Annotated in this window: 15 protein-coding genes and 1 pseudogene; 12 read left to right on the top strand and 4 right to left on the bottom strand. The window is 59.7% G+C overall.

The annotated features are described in order from the left end of the window. The first annotated feature begins 54 nt into the window (after positions 1–54). From ACWNC0_RS15190 to ACWNC0_RS15175, 4 genes are read left to right on the top strand one after another with little or no spacing between them, the layout of a single operon-like run. Complete coding sequence (locus ACWNC0_RS15190) at positions 55–1,296, top strand: sulfotransferase family protein (protein ID WP_449472745.1); 1,242 nt, start codon at positions 55–57, stop codon at positions 1,294–1,296. A gap of 1 nt (position 1,297) precedes the next feature. Further along, complete coding sequence (locus tag ACWNC0_RS15185) at positions 1,298–2,074, top strand: SDR family NAD(P)-dependent oxidoreductase (protein WP_449472743.1); 777 nt, start codon at positions 1,298–1,300, stop codon at positions 2,072–2,074. After that, positions 2,071–3,339: a hypothetical protein gene (locus ACWNC0_RS15180; RefSeq protein ID WP_449472742.1), complete on the top strand. Its 1,269-nt coding sequence runs from the start codon at positions 2,071–2,073 to the stop codon at positions 3,337–3,339. Before ACWNC0_RS15185 ends, ACWNC0_RS15180 begins: the two co-directional genes overlap by 4 nt. Further along, entirely contained in the window at positions 3,336–3,872 is a 537-nt protein-coding gene (locus ACWNC0_RS15175) for a VOC family protein (RefSeq protein WP_449472740.1), read from the top strand. Before ACWNC0_RS15180 ends, ACWNC0_RS15175 begins: the two co-directional genes overlap by 4 nt. A gap of 59 nt (positions 3,873–3,931) precedes the next feature. Here ACWNC0_RS15175 and ACWNC0_RS15170 read toward each other — a convergent pair whose 3' ends face one another. Next, positions 3,932–4,204, bottom strand: a complete 273-nt coding sequence (locus ACWNC0_RS15170; RefSeq protein WP_449472738.1) for a hypothetical protein — start codon at positions 4,202–4,204, stop codon at positions 3,932–3,934. A gap of 35 nt (positions 4,205–4,239) precedes the next feature. On the opposite strand from ACWNC0_RS15170, the gene ACWNC0_RS15165 reads away from it, so the two are divergent. The 4 genes and pseudogenes from ACWNC0_RS15165 (at position 4,240) to ACWNC0_RS15150 (ending at position 7,047) form a co-directional block, all read left to right on the top strand. Next, positions 4,240–5,679 carry a spinster family MFS transporter gene (locus tag ACWNC0_RS15165; RefSeq protein ID WP_449472736.1) on the top strand — a complete coding sequence of 480 codons (1,440 nt, stop codon included), beginning with the start codon at positions 4,240–4,242 and terminating at the stop codon, positions 5,677–5,679. A gap of 91 nt (positions 5,680–5,770) precedes the next feature. Further along, positions 5,771–6,274, top strand: a pseudogene (locus tag ACWNC0_RS15160) (NAD(P)-binding domain-containing protein); the annotation flags it as partial. A gap of 6 nt (positions 6,275–6,280) precedes the next feature. After that, entirely contained in the window at positions 6,281–6,655 is a 375-nt protein-coding gene (locus ACWNC0_RS15155) for an NAD-binding protein (RefSeq protein WP_449474632.1), read from the top strand. Beyond that, positions 6,652–7,047 (top strand): carboxymuconolactone decarboxylase family protein, encoded by a 396-nt coding sequence (locus ACWNC0_RS15150; RefSeq protein ID WP_449472734.1) that lies wholly within the window; start codon positions 6,652–6,654, stop codon positions 7,045–7,047. Before ACWNC0_RS15155 ends, ACWNC0_RS15150 begins: the two co-directional genes overlap by 4 nt. Positions 7,048–7,101: 54 nt before the next feature. Here ACWNC0_RS15150 and ACWNC0_RS15145 read toward each other — a convergent pair whose 3' ends face one another. After that, positions 7,102–8,481, bottom strand: a complete 1,380-nt coding sequence (locus ACWNC0_RS15145) for an MFS transporter (protein ID WP_449472732.1) — start codon at positions 8,479–8,481, stop codon at positions 7,102–7,104. A gap of 103 nt (positions 8,482–8,584) precedes the next feature. Here ACWNC0_RS15145 and ACWNC0_RS15140 point away from each other — a divergent pair, with 103 nt between their 5' ends. From ACWNC0_RS15140 to ACWNC0_RS15130, 3 genes are all read left to right on the top strand, one after another. Then, positions 8,585–9,514, top strand: coding sequence for a helix-turn-helix domain-containing protein (locus tag ACWNC0_RS15140; RefSeq protein ID WP_449472731.1), 930 nt, complete (start codon positions 8,585–8,587; stop codon positions 9,512–9,514). A gap of 69 nt (positions 9,515–9,583) precedes the next feature. Continuing rightward, positions 9,584–12,055: a TonB-dependent receptor gene (locus tag ACWNC0_RS15135; RefSeq protein ID WP_449472729.1), complete on the top strand. Its 2,472-nt coding sequence runs from the start codon at positions 9,584–9,586 to the stop codon at positions 12,053–12,055. Between the two features lie 79 nt (positions 12,056–12,134). Beyond that, the gene (locus ACWNC0_RS15130) at positions 12,135–12,935 is read left to right on the top strand and encodes an SDR family NAD(P)-dependent oxidoreductase (protein WP_449472728.1); all 801 of its coding nucleotides are present in this window, start codon (positions 12,135–12,137) and stop codon (positions 12,933–12,935) included. 36 nt (positions 12,936–12,971) lie between these two features. Here the strand turns inward: ACWNC0_RS15130 and ACWNC0_RS15125 are convergent, their stop codons facing one another. After that, positions 12,972–13,337 carry a hypothetical protein gene (locus ACWNC0_RS15125; protein ID WP_449472726.1) on the bottom strand — a complete coding sequence of 122 codons (366 nt, stop codon included), beginning with the start codon at positions 13,335–13,337 and terminating at the stop codon, positions 12,972–12,974. A 116-nt stretch (positions 13,338–13,453) separates the two neighbouring features. Between ACWNC0_RS15125 and ACWNC0_RS15120 the strand changes: the two genes are divergently transcribed. Beyond that, a complete protein-coding gene (locus ACWNC0_RS15120; RefSeq protein ID WP_449472725.1) occupies positions 13,454–14,677 on the top strand; it encodes a cytochrome P450 in 1,224 nt (407 codons plus the stop codon). Positions 14,678–14,781: 104 nt separating this feature from the next. On the opposite strand, the gene ACWNC0_RS15115 is transcribed toward ACWNC0_RS15120, so the two are convergent. Further along, on the bottom strand, positions 14,782–15,684 hold the full coding sequence (locus ACWNC0_RS15115; protein ID WP_449472723.1) for a helix-turn-helix transcriptional regulator: 903 nt from the start codon (positions 15,682–15,684) through the stop codon (positions 14,782–14,784). Positions 15,685–15,689 lie beyond the last annotated feature (5 nt).

Here is a 15,689-nt window from a genome sequence, read left to right as displayed (position 1 = left end):
GTCCGACGATCACTCCGATCAATTAGGCCGCGTGAAAAAGAGATATAAGAGAGGGTGAACCATGAGCCAGCGGATGGCGGGGGTGTTTCGATGAAGGCGGGTGTCGCGGAGCGTTCACCTTTGAATGCGGAGAGGTTGATTGCGGAGGCGCGTGCCTCCACCGGGCTCTCGGATTTCGGACCAGACCTGTCCTTCATGGATGGTTTCCACAGGTTGGTCGAAGCGGTCGAGGCGATGGACCCGCCCGCCCAGCTGCGCGAAACCGCGCATCACAAGATTGTCGGTCTGCTCGCGACCCGGCTGCGCTTTGCCGAAGATGAAAGGCGACACCCGGACATTGTGACGCAGGATGTGGGCGATCCGCTGATCGTCTGCGGCCTGCCGCGCACGGGGACGACCATCACCTATGATCTGCTCTGCCTCGATCCGGCGACCCGCGCGCCGCGCGAATGGGAATGGTATATCCCTTGGCCTGCCCCGGAAGAAGCAACCTTCGACAGCGATCCGCGCATTGCGCAGGTGCAGGCCATCTATGAGAACTGGCTGAAGCACGCGCCGCAACTGGCTGATATCCAGCGGATGGACTGCACGCAGCCGGGCGAGTGCAATCATGGCATGATGCTGCATTTCGCGAGCACCAATTTTCCGGCGGAACTGGGCGTTCCCGATTTCGCCCGCTGGTTGCAGGACAGCGTGCCGGAAGGACAATATCGTACCCACAAGCGGATGCTCCAGCAATATCAATGGAAAGGACCCAAAGGCCGCTGGACGTTGAAATCGCCACAGCATCTGATGGACTTGCCCGGTCTGGTGGAAGCCTACCCCGGTGCGATGCTGGTGTGGACGCATCGCGATCCGGTGCTGACCTTCTCTTCGCTGTCGAGTATGATTGCAGGTTTCCTAGCGGCCGTGGGCGGCGCAGACGACCTGAAGGCGATCGGCCGGTCGGTCGTCGACACCTGGTGCGCGGCGATGGCCCGTGCGACCGAAGCGCGGGCGAGCGATCCGACGATCGAAGGGCGCATTCTCGACCTTGCCCATCGCGATATCGTGGCCGATCCTACGGCGGCAATTCAGCGCATCTACTACCGCTTTGGACTGCCCTTCACCGACGAGCATCGCGCGCGCATCGCCGCTTTTCTGGCAGATAACCCCGCGGCCGGCCGCCTTGGCAAGCACAAGCACAGTCCCGAACAGTTCGGCATCGATCCTCGTGAAGTGCATGAGCGGCTTGCCGGCTATTATGCGCGCTACGGCCACTTGTTTGACCGAGCGACCCTGAATTCGGGAGTATGACATGAGCGTTCTCCATCGTTTCCGCCTCGACGGGCGCACCGCTCTCCTAACCGGCGTCGGGCCGGGCGTGGGCGAACATGTCGCCAAGGCCTATGCCGAATTGGGCGCCAATGTGGTCCTCTCGGCCCGCTCGCAGGACCGGCTCGATCGGATTGCCGCAGAGATCAACGCGGCCGACGGCGGCAGGGCGATCGCCATCGCGGCGGACGCGGGCGAGAAGGCCGATCTTGAACGGCTGGTGGCGGGTGCCCGCCAGGCCTTCGGCCCGATCCATATCGTCTTCAACAATGCGGCGGCTGGCGTGGTCTATGCCGCCGATGGCGGGCTTTGGGCGAACACGGACGATGTCTGGAAGACGGCAATGGACGTCAATGTCATGGCGACCTGGCGTCTGACCGAACTGACCGAGGCCGACATGAAGGTACATGGCAAGGGCAGCATCATTTCGGTACAGAGCTGCGGCGGTTTCACGCCGATTCCGCCGGCAGTGGCTTATGGCGTGTCGAAAGCGGCGCTGCTCTTTCTGGTCCGCGAACTGGCCAAGACGCAGGCTCCCCACACACGCATCAACTGCCTGTGCGTCGGATCCATGAGTCCGGACGGGCAGGAGGCCGATATCCACAAAGGGTTAGGTCTGGCCGAACGCAATGCGATCAAGCGGTTCGGCGCCGCGGATGAGGCGGTGGGCGCGGCCATATTGCTGGCCGGAGACGGCTCCAGCTACACGACCGGCAGCACCATCTTCACCGAAGGCGGCCGGGTGGGGACGATTTCATGACCGCCAACCCACTCTGGACCGAAGATCAGGCATCGGCGGAGCGGCTGGCGCTGCGCCTGATCGAACGCGCCGACATCCGCGCCGCGCGCGAGGAGGCTCGCCTCATGCTGCTAGCCGATCCGCTAGCGGCGACGCTCGACGGACGGCTGGGGCTGGATCGTGCGCTCGATCAGTGGGTGCTGGGACTCGCCATGCGGGAAGCCAATGGGGATCCGGCCGATCCCAAGGTCGTCTGGAATATCAGCAACGCCCCGCGGCGCTGGTTCGGCCACATCTATCCAGGCGCTGCGGTGGCGATCGACAATCCTGACAATTTCAACCGGGAAATTCCGGTCGACGGCGACGGGCACTATGCCGTCGACATCCGCTTTTCCGCCGATCCGCCGCAGTTCAGTATCGTTGCCGAGGTCGAACCGGAGCATCATGCAGGTTTGGGCCGTAATCTGGGCGCGCTGACGCTCCAACAACTTCTGCCTTATTGTGATGCCGATCGGCGAGTGACGGTGACGGTCGGCCCGCAGGAAGGCGGTGCGACCCACCTGCGGACCGAGCAGGGTGCGCGGATCCAGGTCTATACCCGCGACAGTCAACGCGACTGGCGGCAGGGGCCGGCACAGGTCAGCGTCCGTCGCCTCGACCCGCCGTCGGGCCTGCGCCCGCGCAGCGAAAGCGAGGTCGCCAGGGCCATTATCGCCGATCTGCCCGCCTGGGTGGCCTTCTGGTCGAGTTTCAAGGATGATTTTCTCGGCCATCCCAAACCCAATCGGCTGATTGGACCCAATGGCCGCGATGGTGGCTGGGGTTATCTGGCCGGCGGACGCTTTGCGCTGCGGGAAGGGCAGGGGTTGCTTCTGACCATCGACCCGGCGGGCAGCTATTATACCGGCATCCAGATTGCCGACCCGTGGACGATCTCGCCCGATCCGATGCTTCGCATGGTCAGTCTCAACAGTGGGCAGGTCAAGCCCGCCGCAGATGGCACGATCAGCTATGTGGTGGCGGGCCTCGATCCGGGCATCGCCAACTGGATCGATACGGCGGGACTGGAAGAAGGCTGGGTGCTGCTGCGCTGGCAGGGCGTGCCCGAAGGCGCCGACCCCGCCCGCTTCATTCGCGAGGTGCGGGTCGTCGAGCTGGCGGCTATCGATCGCGAAGTGGATGCACAGGTTCCGAGGGTCGATCTCGCCATGCGGGGGCAACAATTGCGCGACCGCGCGCGCCAGCATGGCTTGCGAACCCATGCCGCGATTTGGGGAGACGCATGATGCAGCCCAAAGGCTCGATACTGGAATTGTGTCAGGTGGTGCATGACATCGACCGCGCATTGGATCACTGGACGCGGGTCATGGGCGCGGGGCCGTTTTTCGTATTCGACGTGCCCGTGCTGCCGGGCCAGATCTATCGTGGCGAGCCGACGCAGGTGGCGATGAAGGTCGCGTTCGGCTTTTCCGGCGGACTGCTGATCGAGCTGCTCCAGCAGACGAATGACGGGGCTTCCGTGTTCACCGAAATGCTCGACCGTCATGGCGACGGCTATCATCATGTCATGCTGCGCATTCCCTATGACGAGGGTGTGGCGCGTCTGTCGGCCGAAGGCTATGCCATGGCGTTCAGCGGCATGATGCCCTCGGGCGAAAGGTTTGCGCTGTTTGACACCCGCGAAGGCAATGGCGGCTACGTCGAACTGATGGAGATTTCCGCCGCGATGGAAATGTCTCTGGAACAGATGCAAGCAGCACATGGTGCTTGGGACGGGGTCAGCCGCCCCATTCGGACCATGGCCGAACTCGCTACCTGAAGTAGGAAAAAAAGGTGGCGGGGCTGTCCCACGGATGAAACAACCGTGGGACATACCAATTACAATTTCTTAAGCTCGGCATTCGACAGGCTAGTTGTCACGCCCTTCTCGCTCGAGCTGAGCGTCGTAGCGGGGATGGTGATGAACTTCCCGCGATAGATGACGCGGATGGCGGTCACGGCGCCGTCAGCAGCAGTCAGTACACGATCGACCTTGCCGATCTTGATACCATCAGAGGAGTAGATCGCCTCGTTGCGACCCACTGCGGGAGCCTGGGCAAAGGCGGGCGCGGACAAGCTGAAGGCCGTGAGGGCGATGATCGTCGTTTTCATATGCTGAAAATCCCATTGTCGTAGATGGTGGCCTGTTGGCGCAGCCGAAGGATCGTTTCAAGAGAAAACTGATACACATGGAAAAGAATTTGTTCTATCTGTATCGAATGCATGAAAGTAGCGCCCGGGCAGCAATGGGAGAGGCGATGAAAGACGGTGGAGGGTTTGCGGCGCGCGATAGGTGGTTCTTGCTGCTTCTGGGCACGATCTACATGTTCAATTTCATCGATCGCTCAATCATCGCTGTGGTCGGCGAGGCGATTCGCCACGATCTGCACCTGAGCGATCTTCAACTGGGCATGCTCGGGGGACTGGCCTTTTCGTTCTTTTATGCCGTGCTGGGTATTCCGCTGGCGCGGTTGGCCGAGCGGTACAGCCGTGTTCGGATTATCGCCGTCGTGACAATGCTTTGGTCCCTGATGACGGCGATGTCGGGGGCGGCGGGCAGTTATGTGCAACTGTTGCTGTGCCGCATGGGGGTGGGGGTGGGAGAAGCGGGCTTCACGCCGGCGCTCGTCTCGATGATCTCCGACCGTTTCGATGCCGGCCGCCGCGCGGTTGTCTTTTCGCTTATCGCGTTAGGAGTGCCGCTGGGCGGCGCAATCGCGGCGATCGCCGGTGGTGCGGTAGCGCAGACATTCGGTTGGCGGATCGCGCTCGTGGCAGTCGGCGCACCCGGTCTATTGCTCGCGCTGCTGTTGATCGCGACGATTCCCGAGCCCGATCGGAAAGATGCGGGGCACAGGAGTGATACGCCGCCCTTCGTCAAGGTATTGCGCCGACTCGCTCACTCGCCCGCCTTCCTGCATCTGACCTTTGGCAGCGGTTTTGTCGGACTGGTCGGGTTCGGCACCAACTTGTTTCTGATTCCCTTGCTAGTCCGCCGTTTCGACCTGCCACTTGCTCAGGCAGGCCTGGTCTTTGCGCTGTCCTTCAGTCTTGCGACGATGGTCGGTCAGGTCAGCGGCGGTTATCTGATCGGACGTCTGATCCGGCGTGACATACGTTGGGGCGGATGGGCGCCCGCGATCGCGGTGGCACTGGCTCTGCCCTTCTATCTGCTTGCCATCCATCAATCGGACTGGCGATGGCTCGTCGCCTTTCTGTTCGTTGCCACGACCTTCCTCTACGCCTTCACACCCGCCATCATGACCATTACGCAGTCGCTGGTTGAGCCGCGCATGCGCGCGTCCGCCGCCGCCCTTCATTCCTTCGGGCAAACGGTGGCCGGGCTCGGAATAGGGTCTGTGGTGCTGGGCTATCTCAGCGACCGCTTGGCTGTTTTTCTCTACAGGGGCGAATATGCCGCCGACTGCCTTGTTTCCGGCAAAGCCCCGCAACCTGCGGCCTGTCTTTCGGCAGCGGCGGGCGGTCTGCAACTCAGCATGCAGTTATCTGCATCCGTGCTCTTGATCGCAGTTGTCCATTATTGCTTTGCCGCCAAAAATCTACCGCTGGAGGTAAATGCGTCGTGAGGGACCGTAAAGCTGTCGAGGTTCGGCCACGCTGCGTAAAACGGGATGACGCCTCCGTCCGCGCTATGCCAACCTTCCGGCCTGGCGATGGCAGGACCGCGGACAGGCGGCAGAAAGGATAATGAGGATGGGAAGAGCAGGAGTTATTGGCTTGGGGCAGATCGGCGCGGGTGTCGCCATATGCCTCGCGCGGACGAATCAATTGGCGGCGGTCTATGACATTCGCACCGATGCTGCCGAGACGCTGGAAGGGGTGCCGCCCGTCGTCGCCAGTCCCGCGGAACTGGCTGCGCAGTCCGACGTCGTGATCATCGCCGTCGTCAACGCAAAGCAGACGATTGAGGTGCTGTCGGGCCCGGACGGCGTTCTATCGCGCGCGCGCCCCAACATGATTGTGGTGCTGGTCGCGACCGTCTCGATCGATGATCTGAACGCCATACGCGCCCTGACAGACGCGGCGGGCGTGGAGTTGGTCGATTGCGGTGTCACCGGTGGTCCAAAGGCCCGTGAACATGGCCTCGTCTGCCTAGTTGGCGGCACGGACGAAGCCATCGGGAATGTGCGCCCAGTGCTGGACGGCTTTGCCAAGCTGGTGGCGCATATGGGTGGGCCCGGCGCGGGAATGGCGGCGAAGATAGCCCGCAATGTCATCGTCTTTGGCTGTTTGCGCGCCGGTTACGAAGCGACCGTGTTGTGCCGAAATGCAGGGGTGGATGTCCGCCAACTTGCGCAAGTGATCGACGCCAGCTCCGACAGCGTGGGGGGACCGTTGATGCTGGCTGTGCGCGACGATCCCTCAGCCAGTGAACAGGAAGCGGCAGTGCGCGAATATACGCGCGGGCTGATGGTTAAGGACCTGGAGGCGGCGATCGATCTTGGGCGGGGCTATGGCGTCGCATTGCCATTGGTCGAACTGACCCGCCGGACCGATCGCGCGGTCGTCGGCCTTGAAAATGTGATGGGAGAAAAGGCATGAGCATCGAAGAAGCGCAGTGGCAAAAGGGCCTCGAAGTGTTCGATAGGGTCTACGGGCCCGGGTCCTCGGACATGACCCGTCCGTATCGGGAATCTTCCTTCAACCAGGAAATCGTCGGCAACCAATTCGCCAATCTGTGGGCCAGTGATATCTTCTCGATGCGGGAGAAGCGCCTGCTGGTGCTGGGCGCGACCGCCATGCTGGGACGCGCCGATCTGGTCGAGATCCAGATGAACGGCGCCCTCATCAATAACGAATTTACCGATGAGGAGTTGGACTTCCTGCCGCTCTTCATATTGTTCTACGCCGGGGCGGGCAACACGACTACCGTGTTCCGGGGGATCGAAGCCGCCAAGGCGCGGCGCAAGGAGCGCAACACCGCATCCAAATGACGGGGCGTGCATGACGAAGGGCGGTCTGGTTGAAAAGCCAGGCCGTCCTTTTTCTTATGCTTCGCCGCTATTTTGGGCATGGCGGATCGCGCGCGACGCCAGCAGCAGCAATAATCCGCCGGCAAAGGTGAACAGCATGGCGGTGCCGATCCCCCAGGCGACACCCGCCGTCCCCCCGACAAAGTCACTGACGGCGCCGATCAGATAAGTGCCGGCGCCCACGCCGATCAGGTTTGCCCCCAATTGCACCAGAGATACCGCAAGGCCCCGCAGGCGCGGCCCCGCGATTGTCACGATGACGGCGTAGATCGGGCCGTTATAGGAAGCGCTGAGGAAACCGCAGGCCATCAGCAGCGCCAGCATTAGATCAATATCCCGGAACAGCACGGTGCCGACGCCGGTCACTGCCGTCAGCAAGGGGATCACCGCGCCGAACAGGGATGTGCGCGCTGGATCGAAGCCGCCTCGGCGCCGGTTGATGAGGTCGATCACCCAGCCCGCAAGAAATCCGCCCAGCGAGCCGAGGCCGCCATAGGCAATCGCGATGAGGAGACCCGCTCTCGCGATCGGCATGCCGTGGACCCGGATCAGGAAAGTGGTGAGCCAGGTGCTCATGCCGTAAATCCCCGCTGCGATCAGGACGATGGCAAAGATGCAGTAAAGCAACCCGGGTCGCACTGCGAGCAGGCGGATACGCTGAACAAGTCTCAATGTTTCTCCTTGCACCGGAGCCAGCCCGTCCTGCGCGCCGCGCAAAGGTTCCCGGACGGTGAGCAGCAGCAATGGCGCCAGCACCAGTCCTGGTAGGCCGGCGGCCACAAATGCCCAGCGCCATCCGGCGCTCTGCACGATCGCACCACCCACGACAAAGGCGATCGCCAAGCCGATACCTGAACTCAAATACCAGATTCCGATGGCGGTTGCGCGTTGGTTCTCGCCGAAATAGTCGCTTAGCAACGACATGCCGGTCGGTGAACCGCCTGCTTCGGCCGTCCCTACCGCTGCACGGCCCACAAGCAATGTCCAAAATCCGGTTGCCAGGCTGCACAGTGCGGTCGCGCCGCTCCACAGGGTAAGTGCCGCAGCCATGAGGTTGCGACGATTCCAGTTGTCGACCGCTATGCCGAACGGCAGGGCGGCAAGAGCGAAAAATATGCCATATGCGAAGCCCGCCAATATCCCGAGCTGTCCATCGGACAAGGCAAATTCACGCCCGACCGGTGCCAGCACCAGTCCAATGATGGCACGATCGATGCCGTGGCAGGTCTGCGCCAACGTCAATATGCCCAGGACATACCAGGGATAAAGGCTAGCGGCGGCGGGTTTTGCCGACAGCGCTTTCATGGCGCCCGCTGTTGCGAGAGCGGTGCGATGGACATTGAGCGCCTCCTGTTTTTGGATATCAGGCTGATAGGCGTGAGAAACGCTGAGCATAGTTTCTCCATGCCGCCCTCCGCCAGATTCTATCGACTACGGCTAATAGATGTGCCGCCTCGACGCGCCCTCACCACCTATCCGAAGATAGAAGCAAAAGTGGATGCTGCGTCTATGTGTTGCGGGAAGAGAAGAGAAACAGGCAGAGGTGGCGATGTTTCGTCCGGAGAGCGATTGGACCGGCCAGGACAGGTTCGGGGTCAAGAATTTCTACATCGAAGCGGTAGCAACCGTTCGCGATGCCCGAGTGGATTTGCGTCACTTCGATTGGGTTTTGCCCAGCAGCGGCGTCTTCAGTCCTGAGAAACATTATCTGGATTATTCGCTCGACGGGCAACCGCGACGCAGCCTGGTCAGCATGGGCCGCCTCGACCGGCGTGTCCCTTCGGGTGACATCCTCTACATGCCGCCGCATCGCCAATATGTCGGCGAACCAGCGCTTCAGGAACGGCATCTGGTGTGTGTAGCGCTTGGGGACGAATTTCTGGAAGAACTGTTCGACGGCGAGCAGCCGCTGAAGCGCCTGGACCCGTGTGCCGATGTCCAGAATAACTCCATGCGCCGCCTTTTCGCTGGACTGGCGGCGGAACTGCGGGCGCCCGGCTTTGCAAGTCAGACACTTGTTAAATCTATGCTCATGGGGCTGGCAGTCGAACTCGTCCGGCACATGTGCCCAAAGGAACTTGGCAGCGCGACATCACGCGGTGCGCGGCAGGTGCGCAACATTATCGACTATGTGATGGACAATTTATCTGGTCCCCTTGGCGTCGCGGATATTGCGCGGGACTGCAACATGAGCGTGCGCCATGTCGCCCGCGTGTTCAGGGACGGAACCGGTGTCAGTCTGGGTGAATTTGTCGCGCGCAGCCGCATCGCTTTGGCAAAGGAATTGCTGCGGAACGACGGCGCGCGGATCAAAGAAATCAGTTGGCGGTGCGGCTTCAGCAGCACTTCGGCCTTTTCCGCTGCCTTCCGTGCCGCGACGGGCCAGACACCTAAGGATTTCCGTTGCCAGCTGCCGCAGGTCCATTGATCGGCAAGTACGAAATATCGATCGGCGGCCAAATTCTGTCGCCGGACAGTCAAACAGGAGTCTACCACTATGGAGCGCATTATCTCCAAGCTAGACGCGCTTTGCGTTTACAAATCGAAGCCGGATAAAGTCATGGGAGGGAAAAAAATGAGCAAAGCCGTCACTTTGGGTGCTATCGCCACAGGTGCGCTGATTGGTGCATTGGCACAGCCTGCCTATGCCCAGCAGTCGCAATCGGGCGCGGCCGAAGGCATTCAGGATATCGTGGTCACCGCGCGCCGTACCGAAGAAAGTCTTCAGACGACGCCTATCGCTGTAACAGCGCTTACGCCTGAAGCGCTCACAACTGCAAAGGTCGAAAATGTCGTCGATCTTCAGCGCACCGCGCCCGGGCTAGTCATCGGTCGTGGTTCGGCAGGCGGCGACGGCATCGTCTTCGTCGCAATTCGCGGCCAGGGCAATCTCCAGCCGATCCTCGCCAACGATCCAGCTGTTGCCACGTACATTGATGGTATTTACATTCCTCGTCCGTCGACAGGCATGACCGATATTCAGGACGTTCAGCGGCTTGAAGTGCTACGCGGACCGCAGGGTACTTTGTTCGGTCGCAACACGACTGGGGGTGCGATCAACATCGTTACTAACGATCCGAATGATCAACTCAGCGGTACGTTCAAGGCGGAATTTGGCAATTACAGCACTTTGCGCGCCCAGGCCAATATCAACATCCCACTCGCGGAAGGCTTGGCGATACGTCTGAGTGGCGCGATCACTGATCGGGACGGGTATGGCGAAAATCTTCTTACCAATCGCGATTTCTCCGATAACAACAGCAAGTTCGTTCGGGGAAAGCTCAAATATGAAGGAAATGGCTGGGATTTAACCCTTTCGGGCGACTGGAACCGCCAGTCCAATCATGGTCAGCAGATCGCTCTTTGGGCTTTTAATCCGGCTATTGTTCCCTCGGCTTTCCAGCCGGGGCTGACCGCAGGTCTGCTGACCAGGGAGAACTGGTGGGGCAATACCGCTACTGGCACATCGATCCCGGCAGGCATCGGTAGGCTGACGCCGCAAGCGCAGGCATTATATGGTGTGCAGCCATTCAATACGCTGGAAGTATATGGTTTTTCCGGTACGTTGAACGTCGAGCTGGGCGGCCTCAACTTCAAGTCCATCACTGGCTATCGTCATTCGATGAACTACGGCCAGAGCGATACGGATGGCACCGCCGTCCCGCTATTGGCGACCTTCGCGGGGTCAGGTTCCTATTATGTTTCTCAGGAATTTCAGCTTTCTGGTAATATTACGGACAGCCTCAGCTTCATCACTGGCGCCTATGCCGGCAAGGAGAGCGGATACGAGTTCAGTCGGTCGCAGATTTTCGGCGGGCTGATCCGTGATTCTAACGCCGATGTCACCAACAAAACTTTTGGCCTGTTTGCTCAAGCCTATTATGAATTGACGCCAAAGTTGCGGGCCGTCGGTGGATTCCGCTATACTTGGGATACCCGCAACAGCGTGCTGCATAATGCGCAAGTATATGGTCTGCCATATAATGTCGCTGTGGCGGGAACACCGACTGGTATAAACTGTACGGTTACTCCGACAGTTCCGGTCACGGCCACGACCTGTAATCAGGTACAGAATGCCAAATTCAATTATCCGGCCTGGAACCTGGGTCTGGACTGGCAGGCCAACGACAATCTCTTCCTTTATCTCGCGACCCGTGGCGCGGCCAAGGCCGGCGGCTGGAACTTGCGGGCAGGGGGTCTGCCTGCATTCGCTCCCGAAAAGGTGAAAGATGTCGAAGCCGGCCTGAAGGTCGATCTCTTCGACCGCCGCTTGCGCTTTAACACTGCGGTCTTCCACACGTGGAAGGATGACAATCAGGCGATCGTCAATAGCTTCGTCACCGGCATCGGCGTCACTCAATATATTCAGAACAACGGCAAGGTCCGTATCTGGGGTATGGAAAATGAAATCACGGCAGTACCCTGGGAAGGCATGACGCTCAGCGTCAACGGCTCGCTGCAAGACGGTAAATATGTGAAGGGCAGCTTCAGCGAGATTCAGGTAGTGGCTGGAAGCGGCTGCACGAACAGCTCCGGGGTTGTCAATGGCTGCGTGGTTGACTTGAGCGGTTTGCCGCTGCTGCAATTGCCCAAGAAGCAGCTCAATGTGAGCGCCACGCAGAAGATTCCGCTGGGAGGTGGCACGCTTGCTGTCACTGGCGCCTATTCCTATGTTGGTGCTCAGCATTTCGACGCCGTCAGGGCGGCGGATCAGGCGTCGGCTGCGACCAAGGCCGCCTATGAAACGGAAAACCGCTTTGGTCGTGTGCCTGGATATGGCATTTTCAACGGGCGTATCGCCTTTCAGCTTGAAAATCCCAACGTTGAAGTCGCTGTGTACGGCCGCAACATCACGAACAAGAAGTATCTGCTACGGCGCTTCCCTGACCTCTATCGGACATTGGGCATAACTGCCGCCTATGTTGGCCAGCCGGCCACCTACGGCGTGGAAACGACGTTCAAATTCTGATCGGATAAAGCGGCTGGCGGGAGTATCTATGATCAATATGGACCTATCCCGCCAGCCCATCACCGGGGAACTTTGAAAGATGATGAGGTTGGTAGACAGGGTGGCGATTGTCACCGGAGGCGGCGGCGGTATCGGTGCCGCCGTCGCGCGGCGCCTCGTGGCGGAGGGGGCCCGCGTCGTGATCGCCGATCTGCTCGAGGAGACGGCCGTGCGAGTGGCCGCTCCGTTGGAGGACAGGGCGCTGGCCGTCCAGTTCGATGCTGCCGATCCGCAGTCAGTAAAGGCGATGGTTGATCGCGCCATTGATCATTTCGGCAGGCTTGACATATTACATAATAATGCGGCGATGACAGATCCTGACAAAAGTCCTCAGGACACCACCGCCGTCGACATTCCGATCGGGATCTGGCGCGAGATTCTCGATGTCAATCTCACCGGCTATTTGCTGGGATGCAAATATGCGATCCCCCATATGGTCGCCAGTGGCGGCGGCTCGATCATCAATACCGCGTCCAATTCGGGCACCGCCGGGGATCTAGCACGCATTGCCTATGGCTCGTCCAAGGCCGCGATCATCGGTCTCACCAAATATGTAGCGACCCAGCATGGGCGTCAAAATATCCGCTGCAACAGCATCGCGCCAGGTGTGGTGCTGACTGAAGCTCTCGAAAAAACTGTTCCGGGCCTAAAGGAAATTATTCAGCGGCATATCTTGACGCCGGAATTCGGCACGCCCGATGATATCGCTGCGCTGGTCGCTTTTCTTGCTTCAGACGAGGCGCGCTACATCACGGGTGAGAATATATCCATTTCTGGCGGCGGCCTTGTCCACCAGCCCCATTATGCCGATTTGCTCGCCTTCATGCAGGCGAAGGGCTGAAATATGACCAACGCCTGCACTTCGGTTCTAAGCGGGTTAGTGAGCGGTTCGATGATAATAGCGGATCGTCAGCCGACCTTCGGCGACCTTGTAGGTTTCGAGGCTCGGCAGCGTCACAAGGCCATCCCGGGTTTGCAGGCGATTGGCTACATAGGCCGCCCCCTCCGAGCCGTTGACAATTACCTCCAGCGGCTCAGTCGTACATTTTCCGCCATATTCGGCCCACATCTCAGCCATGGCCGTACAACCATCGACGGCTGGCGCTCCGACATATTCGATCGTAAAGCCGTTAGGACCCAAGGCCCGAAAAAGGCGGTCGAGTTCGTCACGCTTTCCCTCGTTCCAAAGCCGGTAATTGTCGCGGATCGCCTGTTCCAGATCCGGCACCTCTGCCTCATTCATGCGCATCGCCTCCTGTCCTCGCGGATCATCCGCATGGCCGCCAGTCTCGATCGGATGACCAAGACCGCACCTGTCTTTGGCAAGGGTGGAAATTGTCTCTTTTTGCTTCGGAGAATATGATGACCAAACCTGCGCAACAGCCTCTTCCGGATCATGTGCCACCCGAACTCGCGATGGCGCTGCCGCTCTTTTCACGACAGGTAATCTACGACAACCCGCAGGAGGTGCTGATCCCGGCCATGCATGCGGACCTGCCCCCGATCACCTATGTCACTAACATTTTCCCCGGTGACCAGCCCGGCTGGCTGCTGAAAAATGCCGAGGACGTGCAGGCGATGCTGCGCGACGCTGACAACTTCACCAAGAACGGCATGGGCAAATGGGCGCAAAATATCGGGGAGAACTGGCTGGTCATTCCGACCGAAGCCGATCCGCCCATCCACACCGGCTACCGCAAGGCGCTGAACAGTCATTTCGCGCCGCAGAAGATGTTCGCGATGAAGGAACAGGTGCGCGAGCGTGCGCGGACCTTGATCGATGCTTTTAAGGACCGAGGGGAGTGCGATTTCATCGAAGAATTTTCGGAGAAATTCCCTATCTTCATCGTCCTTGATCTGCTTGGACTGCCGCAGGAAAGAATGGCGCAATTCCTTAAATGGGAAAAGGAGATGCTCCATTCAAATGACTGGGAAGTTCGCGGCAACGCCGTGCGCTGTGTGAAAGACTATCTGCTGGAGGAAATTGAGGCCCGCCGCCAGCAGCCGCGCGATGACTATATCAGCAAGGTCCTTACCTTTGAGGTGGATGGCCGGCTGTGGAATGATGACGAGGTGCTGGGGCACTGTTTCAACCTCTATATCGGTGGGCTGGATACGGTTACGTCGCTGCTCGGCAATATCTTCAACTATCTGGCGTCTCATCCGGACAAGCAGAATGAACTGCGCGCTAATCCGTCGCTGATCGTCCTTGCGGTCGAGGAATTCCTCCGCGCCTTCGCCCCGGTCACCGCCTTCCGCATTGCGACCAAGGTCATCGAAATTCACGGGCAGAAGATTATGCCAGGGGATTATGTGGCCTTCAGTTCACCCGTGGTCGGCCGCGATCCAGCCTTCTACGAAGATCCCCAGGCTATTCGCTTTGACCGTAAGGCGCCGCATATGTCGCTGGGCAGCGGCATACACAAATGTCTGGGAATGCATTTGGCGCGGCTGGAACTGCAAATCGCGGTCGAGGAATTCGTCACGGCTTTGCCGGAATTCCGGATCAAAGATGGCTTCAAAGTGCCATATTTCGTGGGCAATATCCTGCATGTGCCGGATCTTCACCTGCAATGGGACTGAGTGTTTTTAGTGACTGAGAGTTTGGATGGGCGGGCGCATAAGGCCCGACCGTTCAAGTTGGTTCAGGAGCGGTTATCTGACGGTATCGGGTAACCGCTCCTGCGTTAGCCGCGCAGCATCTCCTGCCGATAGCCGCGGGGACTGAAGCCGGTCGCCTTGCGGAAGGCGGCGCTGAATGCCGCTACACTTTGAAAGCCACAATTGCCCGCTACGACCTTGATGAGGACGTCGTCCTGAACCAACTCTCGCTTCGCCTGGGCAATCCGTGCATCGGCAATGTAACTGCCCAGAGTCTTTCCGACCGTGTTCTTGAAGGTCCGCATCAGATGTCGTGAACTTACCCCGCATTCTTCAGCCAGATCTACGATTGACAGTGGCCCCGCGAGCCCTGCCTCGATACGCTCCTTTAGACGGCGCAGTCGCCAGCCTACCATTTGTGCATCGGTCGTGACATCGGATTTGCAAGGGTTCTGAAGGTGCCGGCACAGGTCGATCAGCAGCGATAACGCAATGGTTTCCACCATGATGTGCGACGCGAAGCCTGGTTGGCACACTTCCTGGGCCAGTCGGGCGAGGCCTTGCCGCACCCAGGGTGCCTTGACATCGAAGCAGGGAGGCAAAGACGCGGGTAACGCCTCATTCTGAAAGAGTTGCTCCGCGGTCAGAGTTCCGAAGGTTAAGCAAAATATGCGATATTCACTGGGTTTGCATCGCGCTTCGAATTCGACTCCCTTGGGCAAGTAGGAAACCTCGCCAAATGGTGGCGCAGTGCGCCTGCCGTCCAATAGCAAGCGGGCCCCGCGAGCGCGCGGCCCGAGTGAATAGTCGAGATAGTGACTATTCGGCTCGAAACGGGCGTCCCGGCTCTGTTCCCACGCAAAATGCCGGATGTCAGCACGAATACCGTTGGCGATGATACTGTTTTCGACTTGGAAATAGGATGCGGTGAGCGGCTGGCATGGGAGGATGTCCTGCAACGACTGCACCGCATGTAGCCCGTTTTCCATCGACT

Source organism: Sphingobium chungangianum (assembly GCF_977014255.1).
Note: the sequence above shows the minus strand (reverse complement) of the source record. Positions and strands in the feature narration are given on the sequence as shown.

Bases quoted from the DNA above. Each gene is read 5' to 3' on its own strand.
- ACWNC0_RS15145 (WP_449472732.1), bottom strand. From the start codon at position 8,481: ATGCTCAGCGTTTCTCACGCCTATCAGCCTGATATCCAAAAACAGGAG.
- ACWNC0_RS15115 (WP_449472723.1), bottom strand. From the start codon at position 15,684: ATGGAAAACGGGCTACATGCGGTGCAGTCGTTGCAGGACATCCTCCCA.
- ACWNC0_RS15180 (WP_449472742.1), top strand. From the start codon at position 2,071: ATGACCGCCAACCCACTCTGGACCGAAGATCAGGCATCGGCGGAGCGG.
- ACWNC0_RS15140 (WP_449472731.1), top strand. From the start codon at position 8,585: ATGCTGCGTCTATGTGTTGCGGGAAGAGAAGAGAAACAGGCAGAGGTG.
- ACWNC0_RS15130 (WP_449472728.1), top strand. From the start codon at position 12,135: ATGATGAGGTTGGTAGACAGGGTGGCGATTGTCACCGGAGGCGGCGGC.
- ACWNC0_RS15125 (WP_449472726.1), bottom strand. From the start codon at position 13,337: ATGAATGAGGCAGAGGTGCCGGATCTGGAACAGGCGATCCGCGACAAT.
- ACWNC0_RS15175 (WP_449472740.1), top strand. From the start codon at position 3,336: ATGATGCAGCCCAAAGGCTCGATACTGGAATTGTGTCAGGTGGTGCAT.
- ACWNC0_RS15185 (WP_449472743.1), top strand. From the start codon at position 1,298: ATGAGCGTTCTCCATCGTTTCCGCCTCGACGGGCGCACCGCTCTCCTA.
- ACWNC0_RS15150 (WP_449472734.1), top strand. From the start codon at position 6,652: ATGAGCATCGAAGAAGCGCAGTGGCAAAAGGGCCTCGAAGTGTTCGAT.
- ACWNC0_RS15120 (WP_449472725.1), top strand. From the start codon at position 13,454: ATGATGACCAAACCTGCGCAACAGCCTCTTCCGGATCATGTGCCACCC.
- ACWNC0_RS15155 (WP_449474632.1), top strand. From the start codon at position 6,281: ATGGGTGGGCCCGGCGCGGGAATGGCGGCGAAGATAGCCCGCAATGTC.
- ACWNC0_RS15135 (WP_449472729.1), top strand. From the start codon at position 9,584: ATGGAGCGCATTATCTCCAAGCTAGACGCGCTTTGCGTTTACAAATCG.
- ACWNC0_RS15170 (WP_449472738.1), bottom strand. From the start codon at position 4,204: ATGAAAACGACGATCATCGCCCTCACGGCCTTCAGCTTGTCCGCGCCC.